This is a genomic window from Streptomyces scopuliridis (genome assembly GCF_042790125.1).
GTDB lineage: Bacteria > Actinomycetota > Actinomycetes > Streptomycetales > Streptomycetaceae > Streptomyces > Streptomyces scopuliridis_A.
This window is the reverse complement of the sequence record NZ_JBHTZS010000004.1, coordinates 168,831-193,178: the sequence shown is the minus strand read 5'-3', so window position 1 is coordinate 193,178 and position 24,348 is coordinate 168,831. Positions and strand designations below refer to the sequence as shown.

Sequence of the window (24,348 nt, the reverse complement as noted above, 5' to 3'; positions counted from 1 at the left end):
GGTGGCTGCTTCTTCCTGACTCAATGGGTGGAACACGCGAAAGGGGCGCCGCGCCGGGCGCCCTCGCGGGATCAGCCGAAGACGTACTTGATTGCTTGCTGGAAGCCATAGTCAATCACGGTCACCAAACCGATCATGACGACGACGAAGACAATCACCACGGTGGTGTACGTGGTCAGCTGGTTGCGAGTCGGCCAGACGACCTTGCGCAGCTCGGCGACGATCTGACGGTAGAAGAGCGCGAGCCGGCCCAGAGGGCCCTTCTTGCCGCGCTTGCCGCCCTTGCGGGGCTTCTTCGACTCGGCGGACTCGTCGTCCGCATCAGGCTTGTCGATGGAGCCCACGGCGTCCGTCACGCTCTCTCACCTGATTCCGGGTCGTGGCCGTGCCGCGCCCGGGGGAGCCGCACGGCGATGCATTCAATGTACGTACATGCGCACACATCCTGGCGAAGATGTGTGTAGCAGGGCCGGAGGGACTTGAACCCCCAACCGCTGGTTTTGGAGACCAGTGCTCTACCAATTGAGCTACGACCCTTTGCGTTTTCCCCAACCTACCGCATACGACCGGACGCACGGAGTGCCCGGTACGGACCTGGTGGCTGAGGGCCAACGACGAGTGAGTGTACGTGGTCCCGGCCCCCGCGTCGAACAGCTTCCCCACGACAGTCGCGACCGCGGTCCCGCGCGCCGGTCGTCCTTCTCCCGTGTCCACCCAGCGAAACCTGTGTGCCGCCGAGGTTTCGGGTCTGGGACCATGGGCCCATGAGCGCTGCAATCCCTCCGACCGAGCGCCGGGTCTCCGCCCGTATCGGCGCGATCTCCGAGTCCGCGACCCTCGCCGTGGACGCCAAGGCCAAGGCCCTGAAGGCAGCCGGGCGTCCGGTGATCGGCTTCGGCGCCGGCGAGCCCGACTTCCCGACGCCCGGCTATATCGTCGAGGCCGCTGTCGAGGCGTGCCGCAACCCCAAGTACCACCGCTACACGCCGGCCGGGGGGCTCCCCGAGCTCAAGGCCGCGATCGTCGCGAAGACGCTGCGCGACTCCGGTTACGAGATCGAGCCCTCCCAGGTCCTGGTGACCAACGGCGGCAAGCAGGCGATCTACGAGGCGTTCGCGGCCATCCTGGACCCGGGCGACGAGGTCATCGTCCCGGCCCCGTACTGGACGACGTACCCCGAGTCGATCCGGCTGGCCGGCGGTGTCCCGGTAGAGGTCGTGGCGGATGAGACCACCGGCTACCGGGTCTCCGTCGAGCAGTTGGAGGCCGCGCGTACCGACCGTACGAAGGTCGTCCTCTTCGTCTCGCCGTCCAACCCGACGGGCGCCGTCTACAGCCCCGCCGACACCGAGGCCATCGGCCGCTGGGCCGTCGAGCACGGGCTGTGGGTGATGACGGACGAGATCTATGAGCACCTCGTGTATGGCGACGCCACCTTCACCTCGCTGCCGGCCGTCGTACCGGAGCTGCGTGACAAGTGCGTCGTGGTCAACGGTGTGGCCAAGACCTATGCGATGACCGGCTGGCGTGTGGGGTGGATCGTCGGCCCCAAGGATGTCGTCAAGGCGGCGACCAACCTCCAGTCGCACGCGACGTCCAATGTCTCCAATGTCTCGCAGGCCGCGGCGATCGCCGCCGTCTCCGGTGACCTCACCGCGGTCGCCGAGATGCGGGCCGCCTTCGACCGGCGCCGCCAGACCATCGTCCGGCTGCTGAACGAGATCGACGGCGTCATCTGCCCGGTGCCGGAGGGCGCCTTCTACGCGTACCCCTCGGTGAAGGCCCTGCTGGGCAAGGAGATCCGCGGCAAGCGCCCGCGGACGTCGGTCGAGCTGGCCGCGCTGATCCTGGACGAGGCCGAGGTCGCGGTCGTCCCCGGTGAGGCGTTCGGCACACCCGGCTATCTGCGGCTGTCGTACGCGCTCGGCGACGAGGACCTGGCCGAGGGCATCGGCAGGATCCAGAAGCTGCTGAGCGAGGCGAAGGACTGACGCGGTCCGCGACGGGCCCCCGGCGATCACCGGGGGCCCGTTTTTGCGTTCGGACAAGATCTCGATCGGGGAAAGTGGCTGCCGGTCGGCGCGAGCATGCGGCAGGATCTACGAATGGAGAGCACCACCCGCCCCCGCGATCTCAGCCTGCTGCCCAAGGCTCATCTGCATCTGCACTTCACCGGTTCGATGCGGCCCACGACGCTGCTCGAACTCGCCGACAAGTACGGCGTTCATCTCCCCGACGCGCTGACCAGCGGCGAACCGCCCAGGCTGCGTGCCACCGACGAACGCGGCTGGTTCCGTTTCCAGCGGCTCTACGACATCGCCCGGTCCTGTCTGCGGACGCCCGAGGACATCCAGCGGCTGGTGCGCGAGGCGGCCGAGGAGGACGTACGGGACGGCTCGGGGTGGCTGGAGATCCAGGTCGACCCCACCTCGTACGCCCCCCATCTCGGCGGGCTGATCCCGGCTCTGGAAATCATCCTGGACGCCGTGGACAGCGCGTCCAGGGAGACCGGTCTGGGGATGCGGGTGCTGGTGGCGGCGAACCGTATGAAGCATCCGCTGGAGGCCAGGACGCTCGCCCGGCTCGCCGTGCGGTACGCGGACCGGGGCGTCGTCGGCTTCGGGCTCTCCAACGACGAGCGGCGCGGGATGGCCAGGGACTTCGACCGGGCCTTCGCGATCGCCAGGGACGGCGGGCTGCTGGCCGCGCCGCACGGCGGTGAGCTGACCGGGCCCGCGTCCGTACGGGACTGCCTGGACGATCTGCGGGCGGCCCGTATCGGGCACGGCGTCCGCGCGGCGGAGGACCCGAAGCTGCTGCGCAAGCTCGCGGAACGCGGGGTGACCTGCGAGGTCTGCCCGGCCTCGAATGTCGCGCTGGGCGTGTACGAGAAGCCGGAGGACGTCCCGCTGCGGACGCTGTTCGACGCCGGGGTCCCGATGGCGCTGGGCGCGGACGACCCGCTGCTCTTCGGCTCGCGGCTGGCGGCGCAGTACGAGCTGGCCCGCCGGCACCAGAGCTTCAGCGACACCGAACTGGCCGAGCTGGCACGGCAGTCGGTACGCGGTTCGGCGGCGCCGCGTGAGGTACGGGAGAAGCTGCTGACGGGCATCGACAGTTGGCTGGCCGGCTGACGCGGGTTCATCCGGCCGACGGGCCAGGTCCTGTCCGGCCGGTCTCTGCGGGCCCGCGAAGATCGGCCGGACAGGGACCTAAAGGCGCACGCCGACCGTCACCGGCTCGTTGACCAGCGTGATCCCGAACGCCTCCTGGACCCCCGCCACCACCTCGCGGGCGAGCGCGAGCAGGTCCTCGGTGGTCGCCGCGCCCCGGTTGGTGAGGGCGAGGGTGTGCTTGGTGGAGATACGCGCCGGGCCGGTGCCGTACCCCTTGGTGAAACCGGCCCGGTCGATCAGCCAGGCCGCGGAGGTCTTCGTACGCCCCTCCCCGTCCGGGAATCCGGGCGGCGTCACCTCGTCGCCGAGACGGGCCCGTACGCGCGCGACGAACTCCGCGTACGCCACGTCCGTCAGGATCGGGTTGGTGAAGAAGGAGCCGGCCGACCAGGTGTCGTGGTCCTCGGGGTCGAGGACCATGCCCTTGCCCGCCCGCAGCTTGAGGACGGTGTCCCGCGCGGTCTCCACGGGGACGCGGTCGCCGGGCTCGACCCCGAGGACGCGGGCCGTCTCGGCGTACTTGAGCGGGGCGGAGAGCCCGTCCGCGTCCTCCAGGGCGAAGCGGACGCGCAGGACGACCCAGCGTTCGGGGTGCCGCTTGAACCGGCTGTGGCGGTACGAGAAGCCGCAGTCGGCGTTGGTGAGCGTGACCGTCCGCCCGGTGGAGCGGTCGTAGGCGACGACTTCGGTGAGGGTGCTCGACACCTCCTGGCCGTACGCGCCGACGTTCTGGATCGGCGTGGCGCCGGCCGAGCCGGGGATCCCGGCGAGGCATTCGACGCCGGCCAGGCCCGCTTCGACGGTACGGGCGACGGCGTCGGTCCAGATCTCGCCGGCGGCCAGCTCCAGCGTGGTGCCGTCGAGGGAGAAACCCTTGGTCGCGATGCGCAGGGCGGTGCCGTCGAAGCCCTTGTCCCCGATGATCAGATTGCTGCCGCCGCCGATGATCAGCAGTGGCGTACCGGAGTCGTCCGCCTCGCGCACGGTGGCGGTCACTTCTTCGTCGGTGACCGCGGTGACCAGGCGCGTCGCCGGGCCGCCGAGGCGGAAGGTGGTCAGTGGGGCGAGCGGGGCGTCGTGGAGTTCCTGCACGGGACAAGAGTACGGGCCACCGCGATCGCGGAAGGAGATCGCGGTGGCCCGGTGTCCCGACGTCACACAGCCGCGGGCTCGCGCTCCGGCGCCCCTCCCTTGACCACCGGCGTCCGCCGCGCGCCGCGTCCCGGGATGAGCAGGGCCGTCAGCGCGCCGAGCGCCACCAGTCCCGCGCCGATCCAGAGGGCCGGCACGGTGCCGTCCGTGAAGGTGTCGGGCGTACGGTAGCCGCCCTGCGCGGCGAAGACCGCGCCGAGGACGGCCACACCGAGCGCTCCGCCGACCTCGCGCAGGGCGTTGTTCGTACCGGAGGCGATGCCCTGCTCTGCCGGGCGGACGCTGGACATGACCAGGCTGGCGGACGGGGCGAAGTAGAGCCCCATCCCGACGCCGCTGATGACCAGCGCGGGCAGTTGCACCGCGTACGACACGTCCGGCTCGATGACCAGGGCGAACAGCCCCAGACCGAGCGCCTGGAGGGCCAGGCCCACAACCAGGACGGGCCGGCCGCCGACGCGGTCCGTGAGCACCCCGGCGATCGGCGCGACGAGCAGCGGCATGGCGGTCCACGGGAGCATCCGCAGCCCTGCCTCGGTGGGCGTGTAGCCGAGGACCCCTTGCAGGAACTGGCTGAGCAGGAAGATCGAGCCGAACATGCCGAGGAACATCAGGAGGCCGGCGGCGTTGATGCCGGCGAAGCCGCGGTTCTTGAACAGCCGCATGGGCAGCATCGCGTGCGGGTGGCGCAGCCCGTGCACGACGAAGGCGATGAGCAGCGCGGTGCCGGCCGTCAGGCCCAGCAGGACGGGGAAGCTGGTCCAGCCGTCGGCGTTGGCGGTGACCAGGGCGTAGACGATGCCGAAGAGGCCCGTACTGACGAGGAGTGTGCCCGGGATGTCGAGGCGGGCGTCGGGCGCGTGCGACTCCTGGAGGCGGAGCCGGGCGAGGGGCAGCAGGGCGAGGCCGATCGGGACGTTCAGCCAGAAGATCCACTGCCAGGAGAGGTGTTCGGTGAGAGTGCCGCCGACCAGCGGACCGCTGGCGACGGCGAGACCGGTGACGGCGCCGAAGACGCCGAGGGCGGCTCCTCGCCGCTCGGCGGGGACGGCGGCGGTGAGCAGGGTGAGCGTGAGCGGCATCATGATCGCCGCGCCGACGCCCTGGACGGCGCGTGCGGCGATCAGCGCGTCGATGCCGGGTGAGAGCGCGGCGGCGGCCGACGCGCCGGTGAAGATCGCGAGGCCGGCCAGGAAGAGCCTGCGACGGCCGTACCGGTCCCCCAGGGCGGCGCCGAACATCAGCAGGACCGCGAACGTGAGCGTGTAGGCGTTGACGGTCCATTCCAGGTCCTCCAGCGCGCCGCCGAGTTCTTCGCGGATGGAGGGCAGCGCGGTGGTGACGACGAGGTTGTCGAGGGCCGCCATGAAGCTGGCTATGCCCGTGATGACCAGGGTCCAGATGGCTCGGGACCCGCCGGCCGGTGGCTGACTCATTGTTCTCCCCCTGATGGACATATGCTTATTAGTTATCGATGACTAACTTTCTGGCCCACACGGAGACGCGGGTGTCCCCCGTACGGGCTTTCAGCCCTCGGGCGGCTGCGCCGAGTCGTAGAAGCCGGACCAGATGCGATGACCCGACGGGAAGCCCAGCGAGACCAGGGTGTTGACCAGCATCCCGTACGCCAGGAAGGTCGTGGTCTCGCCCACGTCCGCCCCGAGCGCCAGATGGACCCTGTCCCAGAGCGTCTCCCAGCCGGCCCGCACCCTGTCGCCGAACTCGTGGTCGCCCGCGGCCTCGGCGGCCGCCACCGCGACATACATCTGCATCTGCATCAGCAGTTTCTCCGGATCATCGGCGATGAGCCGCTGATAGGCCTCGGCCATGGCGTGCAGGGCCTCTTCGCCCTCCAGCCCTTCCGACGCATCCACGAAGACACGCGTGGTGTCCGCCAGACACCGTTCCGCGGCGGCGAGGAACATGGCCTGCTTGTTCGGGAAGAGCCGGAAGAGATACGGCTGCGAGACCCCGACCCGCTGGGCGATCGTCTCCGTGGAGGTGCCGAGATAGCCGCCCCGGGCGAACTCCGTGACCGCCGCGCGGACCACGCTCTCGCGTCGCTCTTCTGCGCTCATCCTGACCATGCAGGAAGGTTATTGGCCACTCACTAACCATGTCAACGCGTAAGGGGCGCCCGCCCATCGCGGGCACCCCTTACTCGCCGATCGCTCAGGCGAGCCGGACAACGGCGCGGGACATGCCCAGCACCTTCTGTCCCGCGCTCATCGCGGTCAGATCCACCCGGACCGTGTTGTCCTCCAGCTTGGCCGCGACCTTCGCGCTGACCTCGATCAGCGCGCCCTGGTCGTCATTGGGCACCACGACCGGCTTGGTGAAGCGGACGCCGTACTCGACGACGGCTCCCGGGTCGCCCACCCAGTCGGTCACCACCTGGATCGCCTCGGCCATGGTGAACATGCCGTGCGCGATGACGTCCGGGAGCCCGACCTCCTTGGCGAACTTCTCGTTCCAGTGGATCGGGTTGAAGTCCCCTGAGGCGCCCGCGTACCGCACCAGCGTCGCGCGCGTCAGGGGGAAACTGCGGGCGGGCAGCTCCGTACCGATCTCGACCTCGTCGTAACCGATCTTCGCGGTCACCGGCCTCACGCCCCCTCGGCGGCGCGCGCCACCAGCTTGGTCCACGCGGTCACGACATGCTCGCCGGCCTCGTCGCGCACTTCACCGCGGACATCGATGATGTCGTTCCCGGCCAGGGACTTGATCGTCTCGATGGTCGAGGTGACCGTGAGCCGGTCACCCGCCCGCACGGGACGGCTGTACGCGAACTTCTGGTCGCCGTGCACCACCCGGCTGTAGTCCAGACCCAGCTGCGGATCGGCGATGACCTCACCCGCGGCCTTGAAGGTGATCGCGAACACGAAGGTCGGCGGCGCGATCACATCGCAGTGTCCGAGGGCCTTGGCGGCCTCCAGATCGGTGTACGCCGGGTTGGGGTCGCCCACCGCCTCGGCGAACTCGCGGATCTTCTCCCGGCCGACCTCGTACGGCGCGGTGGGCGGATAGCTCCGCCCCACGAAGGACTGATCGAGCGCCACTGACTCGCTCCCTCCTGATGTAGACGGGCCTGCTGAAGACCCTGATGTAGACAAGGAAACGACACGAGGCCGTCCCCAACCGGGGACGGCCTCGTATACGAGCCTGATTCAGCGCGTTTCGCGGTGCGCGGTGTGCGAGTTGCAGCGCGGGCAGTGCTTCTTCATCTCAAGACGGTCCGGGTTGTTGCGCCGGTTCTTCTTGGTGATGTAGTTCCGCTCCTTGCACTCCACGCAGGCCAGCGTGATCTTCGGGCGGACGTCGGTGGCAGCCACGTGAGTGCTCCTTGGACGGACAACGGATGAACGGATGAACGCAGAAAAGAGTAGCCGATCGAAGGACCGACCCCACAATCGGCTACTTTGTGTAGCGGTGACCGGACTTGAACCGGTGACACAGCGATTATGAGCCGCTTGCTCTACCGACTGAGCTACACCGCTTCGATGTTGGATCTCCTCGCCCGAAGGCGAGGATCACCGAACATCTGAGCCCCAATACGGAATCGAACCGTAGACCTTCTCCTTACCATGGAGACGCTCTACCGACTGAGCTATTGGGGCGAGCGATGAAGACATTACACGGTCGGTTGCCGATCGCCCAAATCCGTTTTCCCGCCCCACACCCCACGCGTCGCGCGGTGTCCCGTACGCCACCGGTGGGGTCGCCGGTACGACTATTGCGCTCCTCCTCGAAGGCCGGCTGAGGCGCCCCTAGGCTCGACCCACGCTGCGTGATCTTGCACGCCGGAGTCCGACCAGAAAGCCCTCACCAGGAGCCCGATGCCCGACAGCCAGCCGCAGCCGCAGCCGTCCGAAGGAGTGCCGGCCGACACCACCGCGCTCGTCCTGTGCGGCGCCCGTCTCACCGACGGCCGCACCGTGGACGTACGGCTCGGCTCGGGCCGGATCGAGGCCGTGGGCACGGCGGGCAGTCTCGCCGCGCACGGCACGCGGCTGGATCTGGCCGGTTACCTGCTGCTCCCCGCCCCGGCCGAGCCGCACGCCCACAGCGATACCGCCCTCACCGCGCTCACCCCCGACGGTCCGGGCTCCTACTCCCCCGAGGACGTACAGCGCCGCGCCACCGAGGCCACCCTGCTGCAACTCGGTCACGGCGCGACCGCGCTGCGTTCGCACGTACGGATCGGGGACGCGCAGGAGCTGGGCCGGATGGAGGCGGTGCTCCAGGCCAGGCGTTCGCTGCGCGGCCTCGCCGATCTGACCGCCGTCGCCGTACCGCGGCTGCTGACGGGTCTCGCGGGCGCCGACGGGCTCGCGATGCTGCGGGACGCGGTGAAGATGGGCGCGGGCGTGGTGGGCGGCTGCCCCGACCTGGACCCGGATCCCGCCGGGTACGCGGAAGCCGTGCTGGGGATCGCGGCGGAGCACGGCTGTCCCGTCGATCTGCATACGGACGGTGACGATCCGGTCCGGCTCGCCCGGCTCGCCGCGATGGCCGGCGGTCTGCGGCCCGGGGTGGCGCTCGGGCCCTGCGCGGGGCTGGCCCGGCTGCCCGCCGAGACGGCCGCGCGGGCCGCGGACCAGCTGGCGGCGGCCGGCGTGACGGTGGTCTGTCTGCCGCAGGGCGGCTGCGGGGGCGTGGAGCGCGCGGATGTGGAGCGGGTGGGCGCGGACCGGCGCGGTACGCCGCCGCCCGGCGTGGCGTCATGGGACTCCGGGCCGCCGGGCGCCGAGCGCGGCGTCGCCCCCGTACAGCTCCTGCGGGCGGCCGGTGTGCGGCTCGCGGCGGGCAGCGGGGCGCTGCGGGACGTGTCGAATCCGGTGGGGCGCGGGGATCCGCTGGAGGCCGCGTATCTGCTCGCGTCGCAGGGCGCGATGCGGGCGGCGGACGCGTACGACGCGGTGAGCGGGGCGGCGCGGGCGGCGATGGGGCTGCCCGAGGTACGGGTCGAGGCGGGCTTTCCCGCGGAGTTGCTGGCCGTACGCGGCGAGCGGATCGAGGGGGCGCTGTCCCTCGCGTACAGCAGGATCGTCATCCACCGCGGGCGGGTGGTGGCGCGGACGAGCGCCGTACGGGAGTACTGCGACTCGGCGGCGGCGGTCGCGCTGGAACTGCCCCGGCAGGGACGGTCCGTCCTGGGTAACCCCGGCCCCTGAGTGGGATGGCGGGTCTGCGGCGAACGGGCCCCGGACGTACGGTCGTGAGCATGCGAATCGTGATTGCCGGAGGACATGGTCAGATCGCGCTGCGGCTGGAGCGACTGCTCGCCGCGCGCGGACACGAGGCCGCGGGCATCATCCGCGACCCGGCGCAGGCGGAGGATCTGCGCGGCGCCGGGGCCGAACCGGTCGTGCTGGACCTGGAGTCGGCGTCGGTCGAGGAGGTGGCCGCGGTGCTGAAGGGCGCGGACGCGGCGGTGTTCGCCGCGGGCGCGGGCGCCGGGAGCGGGGCGGGCCGCAAGGAGACGGTGGACCGGGGCGCGGCGGTTCTCTTCGCGGACGCCGCCGAGCGCGCGGGCGTACGCCGTCACCTCGTCGTCTCGTCCATGGGCGCGAACCCGGATCACCGGGGCGACGAGGTCTTCGACGCGTATCTGCGGGCCAAGGGGGCGGCGGACACCTACGTACGGTCCAGGTCCGGGCTCGACTGGACGATCCTGCGGCCGGGCATGCTGACGAACGACGCCGGGACGGGGCTCGTGCGGCTCGCGGAGTCGACGGGGCGGGGATCGGTGCCGCGCGACGATGTGGCCGCGGTGCTGGCCGAGCTGGCGGAGACCCCGGGGACCGCGGGCCTGACGCTGGAGCTGATCGGCGGGACGACGCCGGTGGCGGAGGCGGCGAGGGCCGTGGCGGGCGGGCGATGAGTTCCGGACCCCGGGGCGGTCCTCACTTCCATGACCGAGGACACGTGCAGCGAGGACATGGGCAATGAGGGCGTGCGCGAGGAGAGGGACCGGAGCGAGCACATGAGCCTGCCGAAGATCGTCCGACGGGGCGAACAGCCGTATGTGGCCATCGGAAAATCCGTCCGGATGGACGAATTCCCGACGATCGCCGACCGGCTGCCCGATCTCGTCGGCTGGGTGCTCGGCCAGGGTCTGGAACTGGCGGGGGCGCCGTTCTTCCGCTACCGCACGATCGACATGGACGGCGAGTCGGAGGTGGAGGCCGGTGTCCCGCTGGTGTCGGCGCCGGAGCCGGAGGGCGAGATCCGCGTCGGTGTGCTGCCCGCCGGCCACTACGCGACGGTCACTCATCTCGGCCGTCCCGAAGGGCTGTTGGAGGTGGCCCGGGGGCTGCGGGAGTGGGCGGAGCACGAGGGGCTGGAGTGGGACATGACCGTGGCCGACGGCGTGGAGCACTGGGGCTGCCGGCTGGAGTCGTACAGGACCAACCCCCAGGTGGAGCCGGACCCGGCCAACTGGGAAACGGAGTTGGCGTTCCGGCTCGCCGACCTGGCTCCGGGCGGATAGCGCGGCTCCGACCGGGCGGCCACACGCCGGACAAGCCGAGCAGGCCGGACATGCGAATGGCCCTTGATCCACGTCTCCGTGGATCAAGGGCCATCTCTATCGCGTGGCGGCGCCAGGATTCGAACCTGGGTAGGCTAAGCCGACGGATTTACAGTCCGCTCCCATTGGCCACTCGGGCACACCGCCATGGGATGTTGTTGCCCGGTGGAGAGGCCGCTTTGGGCGGTGCTCCGTGGCAACGACGTAAACGATACCCGATGCCCAGGGGTGCTCCGCCACCGGATTGATCAGCACTCGGGGCGGGCGTGGGTGACTAGGCTTTACGGCAGCGGCCGGCGGTGTCCGGTCGCGCAGCGAGCAAGCGATGAGCACCCGAACAGCACCGATACAAGGAGCCACAGGACATGGCCGACTCCAGTTTCGACATCGTCTCGAAGGTCGAGCGGCAGGAGATCGACAACGCTCTCAACCAGGCCTCGAAGGAGATCGCGCAGCGTTACGACTTCAAGAACGTCGGCGCCTCGATCGGCTGGTCCGGCGAGAAGATCCTCATGCAGGCGAACTCGGAGGAGCGGGTCACCGCGATCCTCGACGTCTTCCAGTCCAAGCTGATCAAGCGCGGGATCTCGCTCAAGGCGCTGGACGCGGGCGAGCCCCAGCTGTCCGGCAAGGAGTACAAGATCTTCGCTTCGATCGAGGAAGGCATCTCCCAGGACAACGCCAAGAAGGTCGCGAAGATCATCCGCGACGAGGGTCCCAAGGGCGTCAAGGCGCAGGTGCAGGGCGACGAACTGCGGGTCAGCTCGAAGAGCCGCGACGACCTGCAGACCGTGATCTCCCTGCTCAAGGGGCACGACTTCGACTTCGCGCTCCAGTTCGTGAACTACCGGTGACGCGGGGGCGACCGGTGCCGTAGGCGGCACGGGTGCGGGGCCGGAGGTCCGCTCCCGCCCCGGCCGCCACCGGCCGGGCGTGCTGTCCGAATTCCGCCGGCTTCGGCGGCCGGGGAGGCGGAGACTCGTGACTCGTAGGCAGCTGCACACGGCTTCGTGGACAGCGAGCACGCCGCGAGGAGAGGAACGAGTGTGATGACCGGGACCATGTACACGACGGTCGACAGCCCCCTGGGCGGGCTCCTGCTGGTGGGCGAGGAGTCCGCCACCGCGAAGGGCGGCGTCGCCCTCGCCTCGCTCTCCCTGCCGGGACAGCAGGGCGCGGCCGTCGTCCAGGACGGATGGGTCCGGGCGGACGAGGCGTTCGGGGAGATCGCCGGGCAGCTCGGGTCGTACTTCGAGGGGACGCTGACGCGGTTCCGGATCGAGTACGCGGACAGCGGTACGGACTTCCAGCGGCGGGTCTGGCGGGCGGTGGACGCCATTCCGTACGGCGCGACCGTGACCTACGGGCAGATCGCCGGACAGGTCGGCTCGTCCGGGGCCGGGGTGCGCGCCGTGGGGACCGCGATAGGGCGCAATCCGCTGCTTGTCGTACGGCCCTGTCATCGGGTGATCGGCGCGGACGGGGCGCTGCGGGGGTACGCGGGCGGGGTGGACCGCAAGGAGCGGCTGCTCGGCCTGGAGGGCGCTCCGGTGTGATGAGCGGAGAACTGTTCCCGAGGCCGCGAGCCGTCATCGCTCCCGGCGCCGTGCATGTGCCCTCCTGGCTGTCCGGGGAGCGGCAGCGGGAACTGGTGGCCGCCTGCCGGGGCTGGGCGCGGGGGCCGGTGCCGATCCGGCACACGGTGCTGCCGGGCGGCGGCGTGATGTCCGTACAGACCGTCTGCGTGGGCTGGCACTGGCAGCCGTACGCGTACACCCGTACCGCGGGCGATGTGAACGGCGCGCGGGTCGCGGAGTTCCCGGACTGGCTCGTCGAGTTGGGGCGCGAGGCGCTGGCCGAGGCGTACGGCGATCCGGCGGCGGGCGCGGCGTACGCCCCGGACACGGCGTACACCCCGGACACGGCGCTGATCAACTTCTACGAGGGCGGCGCGAAGATGGGGATGCACCAGGACAAGGACGAGAGGTCCGGAGCGCCGGTGGTGTCCCTGAGCATCGGTGACCGGTGTGTGTTCCGCTTCGGCAACACGGAGAACCGGGGGCGGCCGTACACCGATGTCGAACTCTCCTCCGGGGACCTCTTCGTCTTCGGGGGACCGTCGCGGTTCGCGTTCCACGGGGTGCCCAAGGTCTATCCGGATACGGCCGACCCGGCCACGGGCCTGCGCGGCGGGCGGCTGAACATCACCCTGCGCGAGACGGGGCTCGCGTAGCGGAGTTGGCGGGCGCGGGAGTGGCCGGGCTGGCCCACGGCGGGCCGTCAGCGGGCGGCCGGTGGGCGGTCAGCGGGCGGCCGGTGGGCGGTCAGCGGGCGGTCAGCGGGCCGCGAACGGCTGGTCCGTGGGGACGATTTCCTTGCCGAGCGGCATCAGCGAGATCGGAATCAGCTTGAAGTTGGCCAGGCCCAGCGGGATTCCGATGATCGTCACGCAGAGGGCGATGCCGGTGAGGACATGGCCGAGGGCGAGCCACCAGCCCGCGAGAACCAGCCACAGCACATTGCCGACGCACGAGGGCGCGCCCGCGTCGCGGCGCTCGACCGCCATATAGCCGAAGGGCCACAGGGCGTAGATCCCGATACGGAACGCGGCCACCCCGAAGGGGATGCCGATGATCGTGATGCACAGCAGCGCGCCCGCCAGCAGATAGCCGAGGCACATCCAGAAGCCGCACAGAACGAGCCATATGACGTTGAGGATTGTCTTCATGGTCGGCGACCTGCCATCTGTTCCAGTCGGGCGATGCGCTCCGCCATCGGCGGGTGCGTGGAGAACAGCTTCGAGACCCCGTCACCGGGACGGAAGGGGTTCGCGATCATCATGTGGCTCGCGGTCTCGATCCGTGGTTCAGGGGGCAGCGGGAGCTGTTTCGTCCCCGCGTCCAGTTTACGCAGCGCACTGGCCAGAGCGAGGGGGTCTCCGGTGATCTGGGCGCCCGAGGCATCGGCTTCGTACTCCCGGGAGCGGCTCACCGCGAGCTGGATGACCGAGGCCGCGAGCGGGCCCAGAATCATGATCAGCAGCATGCCGAAGATGCCGGGGCCCTCATCGTCGTCGGACCGGCCGAAGGGGATCAGCCAGGCGAAGTTCACCAGGAACATCACCACGGAGGCGAGGGCTCCGGCGACGGACGAGATCAGGATGTCCCGGTTGTAGACATGGCTCAGCTCATGGCCGAGGACTCCGCGCAGCTCGCGCTCGTCCAGGATCTGGAGGATGCCTTCCGTACAGCAGACGGCGGCATTGCGCGGGTTGCGGCCGGTGGCGAAGGCGTTGGGGGCCTGCGTGGGCGAGATGTAGAGCCGTGGCATGGGCTGGCGGGCGGCCGTCGAGAGCTCACGGACGATGCGGTAGAGCTGCGGCGCCTCGAATTCGCTGACGGGGCGCGCGCGCATGGCGCGCAGGGACAGCTTGTCGCTGTTCCAGTAGGCGTACGCGTTCGTGCCGATCGCCACGACGAGCGCGACGATCAGGCCCGTACTGCCGAAGAAACTGCCGATCGCGATGATGAGTGCGGACAGTCCCCCGAGGAGTACGGCGGTCCTGAGCCCGTTGTGCCGGCGGTGCACGGTACGCCCTCCAAGTGGTGCGGCAGGGGAACCCTTTGCTGGTGCTGCTCCACTCTTCAGTGGACCCTTCCGTACTGGTCAACGCCAGGCGGGCGGTGCGGGTTCCCTTGTGCCGCCGGACAGGGGCGTACGCCGTCCGGGTGGCGGTGGTACGGGGAGGTGGTGGGGGCGTCGTGTGAGGGGCGTGGTGGCGGGCGGGGCCCGTACCGGGCTCAGAAGAGGCCGGTACCGGCGAAGCGCAGTACGAGCTGGGGCGCCCCGGAGAGCGCGACGCCGGCGGCGGCCGTGAGCGCGATGGCGACGGTGACGGCCGCGGGGGGCCGGCCGAGGGCCACCTCGTCGCCTCCGGCCTCCGCGGCGGCGCCGCCGGCGTCCGGACGTACGTCCCCGGCCTCCGGCTCGGGGGCGCGGAAGAGGGCCGCCGTCCACCGGAGGTAGTAGTACAGAGCGATCACCACATTGGCGGCCATGACAACGGCCAGCCAGCCGAGACCCGCGTCGACGGCCGCCGAGAAGACCGTGACCTTGGCGAACAGTCCGATGATGCCCGGCGGCAGCCCGGCCAGACAGAGCAGGAAGAAGGCCATGGCGAGGGCGACGAGGGGCCGCCGCGAGGAGAGGCCCTGGTAGTCGGCGAGGCGGTTCAGCGGCTTCGTACGAGCCACCAGCGCGACGACCGCGAAGGCGCCCAGGTTCACGACGGCGTACATCAGGGCGTACGCGACGGTCGATCCGATCCGGTCGCCGCCCGCGTACGCCGCTGCGGCGATCGGCACCAGGAAATAGCCCGCCTGCCCCACGGACGACCAGGCCAGCAGCCGTACCGCGCTCCACGCGCGGGTGGCCGACTGACGCAGCGCCGCCGCGTTGCCGAGGGTCATGGTGAGCGCGGCGATGACCGCGAGGACCGGGCCCCACACCTCGCGGTACGAGGGGAACGCGATGACGGTCACCAGGATGAGGCCGGAGAAGCCGACCGCCTTGCCGACGACGGAGAGGTACGCGGCGATGGGCAGGGGCGCGCCCACATAGGTGTCGGGGACCCAGAAGTGGAACGGGGCCGCGGCCGTCTTGAAGGCGAAGCCGACGAGAGTGAGGGCGACGCCCGCCTTGACGAGGGTGTCCAGCTGGCCGGGGACATGGCCCAGTTCGGCGGCGATCCGGGTGAGGTGGAGGGTGCCGGTCGCGGCGTACACGAAGCTGACGCCCAGCAGCATCACGGCGGTCGCGGTCACCGACGAGAGGAAGAACTTCAGCGCGGCCTCGGAGGAGAGCCGGTCGCCGCGCCGCAGTCCGACGAGGGCGAACGCGGGCAGCGAGGCCACTTCGAGGGCGACGACCAGGGTGGCGAGATCGCGCGAGGCGGGCAGCAGGGCGGCGCCGGCCGCCGAGGCGAGCAGCAGGAACCAGTACTCCCCTACGGGGAGTTCCCCGCTGTCGTGCAGCGAGATCAGCGCGGTGAGCAGCGCCCCGCCGAGCACGAGCAGCTGGATGACCAGCGCGAAGTGGTCGGCGGTGTAGCTGCACACGGCGGTGTCGGTGGTGAGGCAGAACGTCGAGCGGTCGCCGGCGCGCAGCGGAATGAGGGTGAGGAGCGCGGCGACCAGACCGGCGATCGCGACACCGCCGAGGAGCGGCTTGCGGTGCTCCGGTACGAAGAGATCGGCGACCAGCACGATCAGGGCGACCACCGCCGTGATGGTGGGGGGCGCGATCGCGAGCCAGTCGATCGACTGGACGAGGCTGGCGGCGCCGGCGGCGCTCTCGGCGGCCACGGTCACGACTTGCCTCCTGCGAGAAGCTTCTGCACGGCGGGGTCGGTGAGGCCGAGCAGGACCGCGGGCCAGAGTCCGGCGAGAACGGTGAGGGCGACGAGCGGGGTCCAGGCGGCGAACTCATAGGTCCGGACATCGGTGAAACGCGCCGGCTCCGGCGCTCCCGCCCGGGACGCCCCCTGCGGGGCTTCTCGCGGCGCTCCCTGCGTTTCCGGCGGCTGCGCGCCCATGCAGACGCGGCGTACGACGATCAGCAGATACGCGGCGGTGAGCAGCGTGCCGAAGCCGGCGATCACCATGAAGGTGAGGAAGGCGGGGCGGCTCAGCCCTTCCGCGGGGTTGAAGGCGCCGAACATCGCGAGCATCTCGCCCCAGAACCCGGCGAGGCCGGGCAGACCGAGGGAGGCGACGGCCGCGAAGGCGAGCAGACCTCCGAGGCGCGGGGCGCGGCCGTAGAGCGCGGCGCCGGTCGCTCCGGCGAGGGTGTCGAGGTCGGCGCTGCCGTACCGCTCCTTGACGGCTCCGACCAGGAAGAACAGCAGGCCGGTGATGAGGCCGTGGGCGATGTTGGCGAAGAGCGCGCCGTTGACGCCGGTGGGGGTCATGGTCGCGATGCCGAGCAGGACGAAGCCCATGTGGCCGACGGAGGAGTACGCGATCAGCCGTTTGAGGTCGCCGCCCGCGCCCCGTTTGGCCAGGGCGAGACAGGCCAGGGAACCGTAGATGATGCCGACGACGGCGAAGGCCCCGAGATACGGCGCGAAGGTCCGCATACCGTCGGGAGCGATGGGCAGGATGATCCGGACGAAGCCGTACGTACCCATCTTGAGCAGCACGCCGGCGAGGAGCACCGAGCCGACGGTGGGGGCGGCGGTGTGGGCGTCGGGCAGCCAGCTGTGCAGCGGCCACATCGGGGTCTTGACCGCGAGGCCGAGGCCGATCGCCAGAACGGCGATGAGCTGCACGGATGTGCTGAGCCCACGGCCGTTGTCAGTGGCGAGTGCCACCATGTCGAATGTGCCCGCGTTGAGCCCGATCAGCAGCAGGCCGAGCAGCATGACCACGGAGCCGAGCAGCGTATAGAGGATGAACTTCCAGGCGGCGGCCTGCCTGCCGCCGGTGACGCCTTCCGAGCCGCCCCAGCGGGCGATGAGGAAGTACATCGGGATCAGCACCATCTCGAAGGCCAGGAAGAAGAGCACGAGGTCGAGGACGGCGAAGGTCGCGAGCGTGCCGGATTCGAGCACAAGCAGCAGGGCGACGAATCCCCTGGGCGAGGGGCCTGGGGGCATCTTGAAATAGCTGTAGAGCGCGCAGAGGAAGGTCAGCAGCGCGGTCAGGACCAGAAGGGGGAGGGAAATGCCGTCGATGCCGAGGTGGATCCGGACGTCCAGCGCCGCAATCCAGCTGATGTCCGTCGTGGCCTGCATCTTTGACGGCTGGTCATGGTCGAAGCCGAGCGCCAGGACGATCGCGGCGATGAGGATCGCGCCGGTCACGGTCACGCCGTGGCGCAGCACGGCCTGGTCGGGGCTTGTGCCCCGCAGTCCGGGCGGGGCCGGGAGGAGCGCCGCGACGGCGCCGATGAGCGGCCCGACGACGATCAACGCGAGAAGGAACTGCATCACGGATTCACTGATATCGATCACGGCTCACGCTCCGGCAGCGACGAGTACGGCGGCGATCGCCAGGACGACGGAGCCGGCCAGCAGGGCGCTGAGGTAGGTCTGCACGTTTCCGGTCTGGGCGCGGCGAACGGCGGCGCCGAGCCAGCCGGTGCCGGTGCCCGCGCCGCGTACGTAGGTGTCGATGACCTCGCGGTCGAGGAAGCGGACCAGTTGGGCGGCCGCCAGGACGGGGCGTACGAACAGCCGGTGGTAGACGGTGTCGAGATGGAAGCCGGCCGCCGCGTGGCGGTGGAGCGGCCCCAGCAGGAGACGCGCGGGGTCCGCGGGGTCGGGGGCGCCCGCGATCGAGCCGTACACCCGGGTGTGGATCTCGATGGCCTCCCTCTCCGCGAGGGCGGGCTCGGTGTCGGGGTGGGGGACGACGGCCCCGATCGGGTTGCGGGCGGCCAGCGCCGAGGTGTGCCGCCAGCAGCCGTAGGTGATCAGACCGCCGACGAGCGCGATGCCCGTGCCCAGGACGGAGGTGGTGAGGTTCGGGGCGAGGCCGTGGCCGTCGAACCAGCCGGGGAGATAGCCGATGGCCAGGCCGAGGCCGATGGAGGGGAGGGCGAGCACCCACAGGACGGCGTTCATGGAGAGGGGCTGCTTGCCGTAGTCGGGGACCTCGGAGCCCCGGCCGCGGAAGGTCAGCAGCCAGAGACGGGCCGCGTAGGCGGCGGTGAGGAGGGCGGTGAGCAGTCCGGCGATCAGTACGGTCCAGCCCGCCGCGCCAGGGGCGGCGCCGCCGGATTCGCCCAGGGCCGTGTGCTCGGCGGCGACGAGGACGGACTCCTTGGAGAAGAAGCCGGCGAAGGGAGGGATCGCGGCGAGCGCGAGCAGGGCGACGGTCACCGTCCAGTAGGCGTCCGGGATGCGCTGGGAGAGGCCGCGCATCCGGGACATGGCGGCCAGTGAGTTGGTGCCGGCGGCATGGATGATCACGCCGGCGCCGAGGAAGAGAAGTGCCTTGAACGCGCCGTGCGCGATGAGATGGAAGACGGCGGCGCCACGGTCGCCCACGGCCAGGGCGCCCGACATATAGCCGAGTTGGCCGATGGTCGAGTAGGCGAGGACGCGCTTGATGTCGTCCTGCGCGAGGGCGGCGAGCGCCGAGCCGACCATCGTGATCGCGGCCATCACGGCGAGCACCACCAGGGCGGCGGCCGAGGCGGCGAAGACAGGAAGGAGGCGGGCCACGAAGTAGATACCGGCGGCGACCATCGTCGCGGCGTGGATCAGCGCGGAGACGGGTGTGGGGCCCGCCATCGCGTCGGGCAGCCAGGTGTGCAGCGGGAACTGCGCGGACTTGCCGGCCACACCCGCGAGCAGCAGCAGCGCGATCAGGGTGGGGTGGTCGAGGCCGCCGTCGGCGACGGTCTTCAGCACGTCGGTGATACGGAACGTCCCGGCGTCGGAGGCGAGCGCGAACAGCCCGATCAGGAAGGGGACATCACCGAGTTTGGTGACCAGGAAGGCCTTGAGGGAGGCGGCGCGGGCCTCGGGCGTCTCCCAGTAGTGGCCGACGAGGAAGTACGAGCAGATGCCCATGATCTCCCACCCGACCAGCAGCACCATCAGATCGCCGGAGTAGACGACGAGCAGCATGGCGGAGGTGAAGAGCGAGACCAGAGCCGCGTACGAGGGATAGCGCGCGTCGCCGCGCAGATAACCCGTCGAGTAGATCTGCACGCACGACGCGACGACGCCGACGAGGACGGCGACCAGAGCCGCGAAGCCGTCGATGTACAGGGCGAGGTCGATGGGGACCGAACCGGTGGGCGTGAGCTGGGTCGCGGCCTCCAGCGGTGCCTTCCCGTCGCCGGCGCCGCCGCCCTGGCGGACGGCCACGGCGATGGCGAACGCCGCCGCGGCCAGGGTCGGCAGGATGGCCAGCGGACGTACGAACCCGGGTGCGACACGGCCGAGCAGCAGCCCGGCGACGGCGCCCAGGAATGGCAGGAGGGGGACGAGAACGGCGAGGGTCGTGGTGGTCACGCGGTGGCCTCAGCCTTCTGCGCCGGGGCGGCGTCGGTCGCTTCCGGCCCGGCGCCCCCGGGGGTGTCGGCGCCTTCGGCGGTGTCGCGGAGTCTGTCGATGTCCGAGGTGCCGCGGTTGCGGTAGACCATCAGGACGATCGCCAGGCCGATGCCGATCTCCGCGGCGGCGATGGCGATGACGAAGAGGGTGAGCGCCTGGCCGGCGTGCAGGGTGTCGCGGAGCCAGACGTCGAAGGCGACCAGATTGAGATTGACGGCGTTGAGCATCAGCTCGACGGACATCAGGACGAGGATCGCGTTGCGCCGCGCGAGCACTCCGTACAGGCCGGTGCAGAACAGGAGGGCCGCGAGCACGGCGGGATAGGCGAGATGCATCAGCGCTGCTCCTTACCGCTGCGGCTGTTCCTGGTGGCGGTCGCCCGTTTACGGGAGAGCACGATCGCGCCGACGAGCGCGGCCAGCAGGAGGACGGAGAGCGCCTCGAAGGGCAGCACCCAGTTGCGGAACAGGAAGTGGCCGGTGACTTCGGTGGAGCCCTGGGCCGGCCCGTCCAGGTCGATCCAGGTCGTACGGAACGCGTCGACGACCACCCAGACCAGGGATACGGCCGCCACGACGGCGACCGCGAGGGCGACCGGGCGGTTGCCCGAATCGGCGTCCGGGGAGCGGCCGATGGGCGCCTTGGTGAGCATCAGCCCGAAGAGAAGGAGAACCACGACGGAACCGAGATAGATCAGGACCTGCACCCAGGCGATGAACTCCGCCGTGAGCAGCAGATATTCGACGGCCAGTCCGCCGAGCGTGACGACCAGCCAGAGGGCGGCGTGCACCAGCTGTTTGGTCGTGACGGTGACGAGAGCCGCGCCGAAGGTGACCAGACCGACGAGCAGGAAGGCGATCTCGACACCGCTGGGCGACAGGAAGCCGTGCGCTGCGAGGCTCACTCGCCCGCCTCCTGTTCCCGCTCACGCCGCGCCGCCGCGAGCTTCTCGGCGGCCTTGCGGGCGGCGCCGAGCTCCTTCGGCTCCTCGGCGGCCGGGTCGAGAGCGGGCGGCGCGGGCACCGTCCACATCCACTCGCGGAGCTTGTCCCGCTCGTGGGTGAGATCACGGATGTCCGTCTCCGAGTACTCGAACTCCGGCGACCAGAAGAGCGCGTCGAAAGGGCAGACCTCGATGCAGATACCGCAGTACATGCAGAGCGCGAAGTCGATGGCGAAGCGGTCGAGGACATTGCGGCTGCGCTCGCGTCCGCCGGGGACGGCGGCCGGGACCGTCTCCTTGTGGGAGTCGATATAGATGCACCAGTCGGGGCACTCACGGGCGCAGAGCATGCAGACCGTGCAGTTCTCCTCGAACAGTCCGATCACCCCGCGGGTGCGGGGCGGGAGTTCGGGCTGCGCTTCCGGGTACTGCTGGGTGACGGTCTTCCTGGTCATCGTCCGCAGGGTGACGGCCAGGCCCTTGGCCAGACCGGAGCCGGGAAACGAGGGGGCCATTAGTTGATCGCCACCTTCACGATGCCGGTGAGCGCGATCTGCGCGAGAGCGAGGGGGATGAGAACGGTCCAGGCGAGCTTCTGCAACTGGTCCTCGCGCAGCCGCGGGTAGCTCACGCGCAGCCAGATGACGAGGAACGCGAGCACGGCCACTTTGAGGAGTGTCCAGACCCAGCCGAGTCCGTCGTCCCCGAGCGGGCCGTGCCAGCCGCCGAGGAAGAGGACGGTGGTCAGCCCGCAGAGGACGACGATGCCCGCGTACTCGGCGAGCAGGAAGAGCGCGAAGCGCAGGCCCGTGTATTCGGTATAGGCGCCGAAGATGATCTCGGAGTCGGCGACCGGCATGTCGAAGGGCGGACGCTGGAGTTCCGCGAGACCGGCGACGAAGAAGACCAGGGCGCCGACGATCTGCCAGGGCAGCCACCACCACTCGAAGGCGTTGAGGATGCCGGGCAGGGAGACGGTACCGGCCGCCATCGCGACGGACGCGGCGGCGAGCAGCATCGGCAGTTCGTACGCGAGCAGTTGCGCGGCGGTACGCAGACCGCCGAGAAGGGAGAACTTGTTGGCGGAGGCCCAGCCCGCCATGATCGAACCGAGCACCCCCACGCCCATCACGGCGAGCACGAAGAAGATGCCCGCGTCGACGACCTGGCCGACAGCGCCCTCGCTCGGACCGATGGGGATCGCGACCAGCACGAGGAGGTACGGCAGCAGGGCGACGGCCGGGGCGAGTTGGAAGATGCGGCGGTCGGCGTCGGCCGGGACCACATCCTCCTTCTGCGCGAACTTCACCCCGTCCGCGACGAGCTGGGCCCAGCCGTGGAAGCCGCCCGCGTGCATGGGGCCGAGACGGCCCTGCATATGGGCCATCACCTTGTGCTCGGTCTGACCGACGACGAGGGGAACGACCAGGAACACGGCGAAGACGACGGCCAGCCGGAGGGCGACGTCGAGTACGTCGTTCACGCGTCTCCTTCGGGGCGGCGGTCGTTCTCGGGGCCTTCGCTCGCGGGGCCTTCGCTCTTGGGGCGTTTGCTCTCAGGGCCTTCGGTGGCGCTGGTGCCGTCCTCCGTCGCCGGAGGGGGTTTGCGCCACGGCGCGTCGGGAGTCGTGCTCTCCGGCTGCTGGCTCGCCGAGCCCTGCGTCACGCTGCGCGCACGGCGGACCGGACGGTCGCCCGCCGCGCCTCCGGCGCCCGCGCCGCCGGCACCCGCGGCGCGTGCCCCGCGGGCGGGCCGGGCCGGGGCCGGGGGCAACTGGCCTTTGAGGGGCCCCCATTCGTTCGGATCGGGGACACCGGGCGGGAGCATCTGGCGCCGCTTGGGGCCGCCGTGCTCGGACTCCCCCGGCTCCTTCGCACCCGGCCACGCCTTGACGACCCGGGCGGCCAGCACGAAGTCCTTGCGCAGCGGATGCCCCTCGAACTCCTCGGGCAGCAGGAGGGGAACGAGATGGGGATGGCCGGAGAAGGAGACGCCGAACATCTCGTGCGTCTCGCGCTCGTGCCAGGCCGCGCCCGCGTAGACGCCGACGGCCGTGGGCAGGACGGCCGCGTCGTGCGGGACGGTCGTACGGACCAGCAGCCGGCGGACCGTACCGCCTTCCAGGGCGGCGACATGGGCGCAGACGCGGAAGGCGCCGGTGCCCGGCTCGTCGACCGCGCTCAGCCAGTCGAAGTAGGTGCAGCCCAGCTGGTCGCGGGCGGTTTCGAGGGCGGGGATCCAGGACTCGGCGGGGACGTCGACCGTCAGCAGGTCGTACGCCCGCTCGGCCGTGGCCCCCTCGCCGAAGATCTCGGCGGCGGCGTCCGGCAGCCGGTCGTATGCGTTCACGAAGCGCTCTCCCCCGGCGTCGGTGCCGGCGGCGGTGGCGGGGTGACCAGTCCGCTGCGCAGCGCGGCGGCCGAGGGCCGGCCGGCCGCGGCGTAGCGCTCGCCGAGCGATTCGCGGGCGATCTTCTCCTGGAGCTTCAGGATGCCCTGGAGCAGCGCCTCGGGGCGGGGCGGGCAGCCCGGTACGTAGACGTCGACCGGGATGATCTGGTCGACGCCCTTCGTCACGGAGTAGGAGTCCCAGTACGGGCCACCGCAGTTGGAGCAGGCGCCGAAGGAGATCACGTACTTGGGCTCGGGCATCTGCTCGTACAGCCGCTTCACGGCGGGCGCCATCTTGTCCGTGACGGTGCCGGAGACGACCATCAGGTCGGCCTGGCGCGGTCCCGGGGCGAAGGGGATCACTCCGAGCCGGATGAAGTCGTGCCGGGCCATGGAGGCGGCGATGAACTCGATCGCGCAGCAGGCGAGTCCGAAGTTGAAGACCCAGAGGCTGTAGCGGCGGCCCCAGTTGAGGACCACCTTCATGGGCTGCGGGGCCAGCCGGGAGAGCACACCGAGCCGCGGGCCGGTGGTCGGGGTCACGTCCATTCCAGGACGCCCTTCTTCCATGCGTAGAGCAGTCCTACGGCCAGGAAGCCGAGGAAGACGAACATCTCGACGAGCGTCGTGGCGCCGTATCCGGGGGCCGCGAAGACGGTCGCCCAGGGGAACAGGAAGATCGAGTCGACGGCGAAGATCACATAGAGGAACGCGTAGACGTAGTAGCGGACCTGGGTGTGTGCCCAGCCCTCGCCCACGGGGTCGACACCGCATTCGTAGGTGAGCAGTTTCTCCTGGGTCGGCACCACCGGCCGCAGCAGCCGGCCCGCCCCGAAGGCGACGGCCACGAACAGCACGCCGACGACCGCGAGCAGTCCGACCACCGAATAGCTCTGGAAGTAGTCCGACGCGAGAACGGTCGGTTGCGACACGTCCGCCCCCTCGCTCCCTGACCTCGTAGCGGTTTCTCCGACGACGTCTTCGACGATCTGTACGGACGGGAGTCTAGGCCCTGTTAAAAGATTGGTAAGCAGCCGCGTCCCGCATAGTGGGGTTATCCCTACGTCGCCCGGCCCAGCTACCCCATG

Annotated in this window: 27 protein-coding genes and 4 tRNA genes; 8 read left to right on the top strand and 23 right to left on the bottom strand. The window is 70.4% G+C overall.

What is annotated here, in order from left to right; genetic code table 11:
* Positions 1-71: 71 nt before the first annotated feature.
* Both secE and ACFRKB_RS07645 read right to left on the bottom strand, forming a co-directional pair.
* Positions 72-356, bottom strand: a complete 285-nt coding sequence (gene secE, locus ACFRKB_RS07650) for a preprotein translocase subunit SecE (protein WP_030351417.1) — start codon at positions 354-356, stop codon at positions 72-74.
* A 108-nt stretch (positions 357-464) separates the two neighbouring features.
* Positions 465-537: transfer RNA gene (locus ACFRKB_RS07645), tRNA-Trp, on the bottom strand.
* A gap of 227 nt (positions 538-764) precedes the next feature.
* Here ACFRKB_RS07645 and ACFRKB_RS07640 point away from each other — a divergent pair.
* Both ACFRKB_RS07640 and ACFRKB_RS07635 read left to right on the top strand, forming a co-directional pair.
* Complete coding sequence (locus tag ACFRKB_RS07640) at positions 765-1,991, top strand: pyridoxal phosphate-dependent aminotransferase (protein WP_383104156.1); 1,227 nt, start codon at positions 765-767, stop codon at positions 1,989-1,991.
* 96 nt (positions 1,992-2,087) lie between these two features.
* Positions 2,088-3,134, top strand: a complete 1,047-nt coding sequence (locus ACFRKB_RS07635; RefSeq protein WP_383104155.1) for an adenosine deaminase — start codon at positions 2,088-2,090, stop codon at positions 3,132-3,134.
* 78 nt (positions 3,135-3,212) lie between these two features.
* Here the strand turns inward: ACFRKB_RS07635 and ACFRKB_RS07630 are convergent, their stop codons facing one another.
* The 8 genes from ACFRKB_RS07630 to ACFRKB_RS07595 all read right to left on the bottom strand — a co-directional run bounded on the left by ACFRKB_RS07630 (position 3,213) and on the right by ACFRKB_RS07595 (position 7,945).
* A complete protein-coding gene (locus ACFRKB_RS07630; protein ID WP_383104154.1) occupies positions 3,213-4,268 on the bottom strand; it encodes a UDP-N-acetylmuramate dehydrogenase in 1,056 nt (351 codons plus the stop codon).
* 62 nt (positions 4,269-4,330) lie between these two features.
* Positions 4,331-5,764 (bottom strand): MFS transporter, encoded by a 1,434-nt coding sequence (locus ACFRKB_RS07625; protein ID WP_383104152.1) that lies wholly within the window; start codon positions 5,762-5,764, stop codon positions 4,331-4,333.
* A gap of 90 nt (positions 5,765-5,854) precedes the next feature.
* Positions 5,855-6,406: a TetR/AcrR family transcriptional regulator gene (locus ACFRKB_RS07620; protein WP_383104150.1), complete on the bottom strand. Its 552-nt coding sequence runs from the start codon at positions 6,404-6,406 to the stop codon at positions 5,855-5,857.
* A gap of 94 nt (positions 6,407-6,500) precedes the next feature.
* Positions 6,501-6,929, bottom strand: a complete 429-nt coding sequence (locus ACFRKB_RS07615; RefSeq protein WP_383104149.1) for a MaoC family dehydratase — start codon at positions 6,927-6,929, stop codon at positions 6,501-6,503.
* A 5-nt stretch (positions 6,930-6,934) separates the two neighbouring features.
* Positions 6,935-7,387: a MaoC family dehydratase N-terminal domain-containing protein gene (locus tag ACFRKB_RS07610; RefSeq protein ID WP_030351410.1), complete on the bottom strand. Its 453-nt coding sequence runs from the start codon at positions 7,385-7,387 to the stop codon at positions 6,935-6,937.
* A 108-nt stretch (positions 7,388-7,495) separates the two neighbouring features.
* Positions 7,496-7,660, bottom strand: a complete 165-nt coding sequence (gene rpmG / locus ACFRKB_RS07605) for a 50S ribosomal protein L33 (RefSeq protein ID WP_003956487.1) — start codon at positions 7,658-7,660, stop codon at positions 7,496-7,498.
* Between the two features lie 92 nt (positions 7,661-7,752).
* Positions 7,753-7,825 (bottom strand) — tRNA-Met (locus ACFRKB_RS07600).
* 47 nt (positions 7,826-7,872) lie between these two features.
* Positions 7,873-7,945 (bottom strand) — tRNA-Thr (locus ACFRKB_RS07595).
* A gap of 219 nt (positions 7,946-8,164) precedes the next feature.
* Between ACFRKB_RS07595 and ACFRKB_RS07590 the strand changes: the two genes are divergently transcribed.
* Genes ACFRKB_RS07590 through ACFRKB_RS07580 form a run of 3 tightly spaced genes read left to right on the top strand, consistent with a single transcriptional unit; the run spans position 8,165 to position 10,821 of the window.
* Positions 8,165-9,502: an amidohydrolase family protein gene (locus ACFRKB_RS07590; RefSeq protein ID WP_383104148.1), complete on the top strand. Its 1,338-nt coding sequence runs from the start codon at positions 8,165-8,167 to the stop codon at positions 9,500-9,502.
* 50 nt (positions 9,503-9,552) lie between these two features.
* On the top strand, positions 9,553-10,212 hold the full coding sequence (locus ACFRKB_RS07585; RefSeq protein ID WP_383104146.1) for an SDR family oxidoreductase: 660 nt from the start codon (positions 9,553-9,555) through the stop codon (positions 10,210-10,212).
* A 30-nt stretch (positions 10,213-10,242) separates the two neighbouring features.
* Complete coding sequence (locus ACFRKB_RS07580) at positions 10,243-10,821, top strand: GyrI-like domain-containing protein (RefSeq protein ID WP_383104144.1); 579 nt, start codon at positions 10,243-10,245, stop codon at positions 10,819-10,821.
* Between the two features lie 104 nt (positions 10,822-10,925).
* Here ACFRKB_RS07580 and ACFRKB_RS07575 read toward each other — a convergent pair.
* Positions 10,926-11,007 (bottom strand) — tRNA-Tyr (locus tag ACFRKB_RS07575).
* A 218-nt stretch (positions 11,008-11,225) separates the two neighbouring features.
* Between ACFRKB_RS07575 and ACFRKB_RS07570 the strand changes: the two genes are divergently transcribed.
* From ACFRKB_RS07570 to ACFRKB_RS07560, 3 genes are all read left to right on the top strand, one after another.
* Positions 11,226-11,714: a YajQ family cyclic di-GMP-binding protein gene (locus ACFRKB_RS07570; protein ID WP_383104142.1), complete on the top strand. Its 489-nt coding sequence runs from the start codon at positions 11,226-11,228 to the stop codon at positions 11,712-11,714.
* Positions 11,715-11,909: 195 nt separating this feature from the next.
* Positions 11,910-12,416, top strand: coding sequence for a methylated-DNA--[protein]-cysteine S-methyltransferase (locus ACFRKB_RS07565; RefSeq protein ID WP_383104141.1), 507 nt, complete (start codon positions 11,910-11,912; stop codon positions 12,414-12,416).
* The gene (locus ACFRKB_RS07560; protein WP_383104140.1) at positions 12,416-13,093 is read left to right on the top strand and encodes an alpha-ketoglutarate-dependent dioxygenase AlkB family protein; all 678 of its coding nucleotides are present in this window, start codon (positions 12,416-12,418) and stop codon (positions 13,091-13,093) included. Before ACFRKB_RS07565 ends, ACFRKB_RS07560 begins: the two co-directional genes overlap by 1 nt.
* A 102-nt stretch (positions 13,094-13,195) precedes the next feature.
* Here the strand turns inward: ACFRKB_RS07560 and ACFRKB_RS07555 are convergent, their stop codons facing one another.
* The 12 genes from ACFRKB_RS07555 to ACFRKB_RS07500 form a co-directional block, all read right to left on the bottom strand.
* On the bottom strand, positions 13,196-13,588 hold the full coding sequence (locus ACFRKB_RS07555) for a YccF domain-containing protein (RefSeq protein ID WP_365972403.1): 393 nt from the start codon (positions 13,586-13,588) through the stop codon (positions 13,196-13,198).
* Positions 13,585-14,448, bottom strand: coding sequence for a zinc metalloprotease HtpX (gene htpX, locus ACFRKB_RS07550; RefSeq protein ID WP_383104137.1), 864 nt, complete (start codon positions 14,446-14,448; stop codon positions 13,585-13,587). Before htpX ends, ACFRKB_RS07555 begins: the two co-directional genes overlap by 4 nt.
* Before the next feature lie 212 nt (positions 14,449-14,660).
* Positions 14,661-16,229 carry an NADH-quinone oxidoreductase subunit N gene (locus tag ACFRKB_RS07545; RefSeq protein WP_383104136.1) on the bottom strand — a complete coding sequence of 523 codons (1,569 nt, stop codon included), beginning with the start codon at positions 16,227-16,229 and terminating at the stop codon, positions 14,661-14,663.
* Positions 16,226-17,872, bottom strand: coding sequence for a complex I subunit 4 family protein (locus ACFRKB_RS07540; RefSeq protein WP_383104135.1), 1,647 nt, complete (start codon positions 17,870-17,872; stop codon positions 16,226-16,228). Before ACFRKB_RS07540 ends, ACFRKB_RS07545 begins: the two co-directional genes overlap by 4 nt.
* A gap of 3 nt (positions 17,873-17,875) precedes the next feature.
* The gene (locus ACFRKB_RS07535) at positions 17,876-19,885 is read right to left on the bottom strand and encodes an NADH-quinone oxidoreductase subunit 5 family protein (protein ID WP_383104134.1); all 2,010 of its coding nucleotides are present in this window, start codon (positions 19,883-19,885) and stop codon (positions 17,876-17,878) included.
* Positions 19,882-20,262 (bottom strand): NADH-quinone oxidoreductase subunit NuoK, encoded by a 381-nt coding sequence (gene nuoK, locus ACFRKB_RS07530; RefSeq protein WP_383104132.1) that lies wholly within the window; start codon positions 20,260-20,262, stop codon positions 19,882-19,884. Before nuoK ends, ACFRKB_RS07535 begins: the two co-directional genes overlap by 4 nt.
* Entirely contained in the window at positions 20,262-20,831 is a 570-nt protein-coding gene (locus ACFRKB_RS07525; RefSeq protein ID WP_383104130.1) for an NADH-quinone oxidoreductase subunit J family protein, read from the bottom strand. The genes nuoK and ACFRKB_RS07525 overlap by 1 nt, the downstream gene beginning before the upstream one ends.
* Positions 20,828-21,385 (bottom strand): NuoI/complex I 23 kDa subunit family protein, encoded by a 558-nt coding sequence (locus ACFRKB_RS07520; RefSeq protein WP_383104129.1) that lies wholly within the window; start codon positions 21,383-21,385, stop codon positions 20,828-20,830. The genes ACFRKB_RS07525 and ACFRKB_RS07520 overlap by 4 nt, the downstream gene beginning before the upstream one ends.
* Positions 21,385-22,353 (bottom strand): complex I subunit 1/NuoH family protein, encoded by a 969-nt coding sequence (locus ACFRKB_RS07515; RefSeq protein ID WP_383104127.1) that lies wholly within the window; start codon positions 22,351-22,353, stop codon positions 21,385-21,387. The genes ACFRKB_RS07520 and ACFRKB_RS07515 overlap by 1 nt, the downstream gene beginning before the upstream one ends.
* A complete protein-coding gene (locus ACFRKB_RS07510; protein WP_383104125.1) occupies positions 22,350-23,219 on the bottom strand; it encodes an NADH-quinone oxidoreductase subunit C in 870 nt (289 codons plus the stop codon). The genes ACFRKB_RS07515 and ACFRKB_RS07510 overlap by 4 nt, the downstream gene beginning before the upstream one ends.
* Positions 23,216-23,809, bottom strand: coding sequence for an NADH-quinone oxidoreductase subunit B (locus ACFRKB_RS07505; protein WP_383104123.1), 594 nt, complete (start codon positions 23,807-23,809; stop codon positions 23,216-23,218). Before ACFRKB_RS07505 ends, ACFRKB_RS07510 begins: the two co-directional genes overlap by 4 nt.
* On the bottom strand, positions 23,800-24,192 hold the full coding sequence (locus tag ACFRKB_RS07500) for an NADH-quinone oxidoreductase subunit A (RefSeq protein WP_383104121.1): 393 nt from the start codon (positions 24,190-24,192) through the stop codon (positions 23,800-23,802). The genes ACFRKB_RS07505 and ACFRKB_RS07500 overlap by 10 nt, the downstream gene beginning before the upstream one ends.
* Positions 24,193-24,348 lie beyond the last annotated feature (156 nt).

Coding starts and splice junctions, on each gene's coding strand:
- ACFRKB_RS07620 (WP_383104150.1), bottom strand. CDS start 6,406: ATGAGCGCAGAAGAGCGACGCGAGAGCGTGGTCCGCGCGGCGGTCACG.
- ACFRKB_RS07585 (WP_383104146.1), top strand. CDS start 9,553: ATGCGAATCGTGATTGCCGGAGGACATGGTCAGATCGCGCTGCGGCTG.
- ACFRKB_RS07635 (WP_383104155.1), top strand. CDS start 2,088: ATGCGGCAGGATCTACGAATGGAGAGCACCACCCGCCCCCGCGATCTC.
- ACFRKB_RS07565 (WP_383104141.1), top strand. CDS start 11,910: ATGACCGGGACCATGTACACGACGGTCGACAGCCCCCTGGGCGGGCTC.
- ACFRKB_RS07580 (WP_383104144.1), top strand. CDS start 10,243: ATGACCGAGGACACGTGCAGCGAGGACATGGGCAATGAGGGCGTGCGC.
- ACFRKB_RS07560 (WP_383104140.1), top strand. CDS start 12,416: ATGAGCGGAGAACTGTTCCCGAGGCCGCGAGCCGTCATCGCTCCCGGC.
- ACFRKB_RS07570 (WP_383104142.1), top strand. CDS start 11,226: ATGGCCGACTCCAGTTTCGACATCGTCTCGAAGGTCGAGCGGCAGGAG.
- ACFRKB_RS07590 (WP_383104148.1), top strand. CDS start 8,165: ATGCCCGACAGCCAGCCGCAGCCGCAGCCGTCCGAAGGAGTGCCGGCC.
- ACFRKB_RS07505 (WP_383104123.1), bottom strand. CDS start 23,809: ATGGACGTGACCCCGACCACCGGCCCGCGGCTCGGTGTGCTCTCCCGG.
- ACFRKB_RS07640 (WP_383104156.1), top strand. CDS start 765: ATGAGCGCTGCAATCCCTCCGACCGAGCGCCGGGTCTCCGCCCGTATC.
- ACFRKB_RS07520 (WP_383104129.1), bottom strand. CDS start 21,385: ATGGCCCCCTCGTTTCCCGGCTCCGGTCTGGCCAAGGGCCTGGCCGTC.
- nuoK (WP_383104132.1), bottom strand. CDS start 20,262: ATGCATCTCGCCTATCCCGCCGTGCTCGCGGCCCTCCTGTTCTGCACC.
- ACFRKB_RS07555 (WP_365972403.1), bottom strand. CDS start 13,588: ATGAAGACAATCCTCAACGTCATATGGCTCGTTCTGTGCGGCTTCTGG.
- ACFRKB_RS07625 (WP_383104152.1), bottom strand. CDS start 5,764: ATGAGTCAGCCACCGGCCGGCGGGTCCCGAGCCATCTGGACCCTGGTC.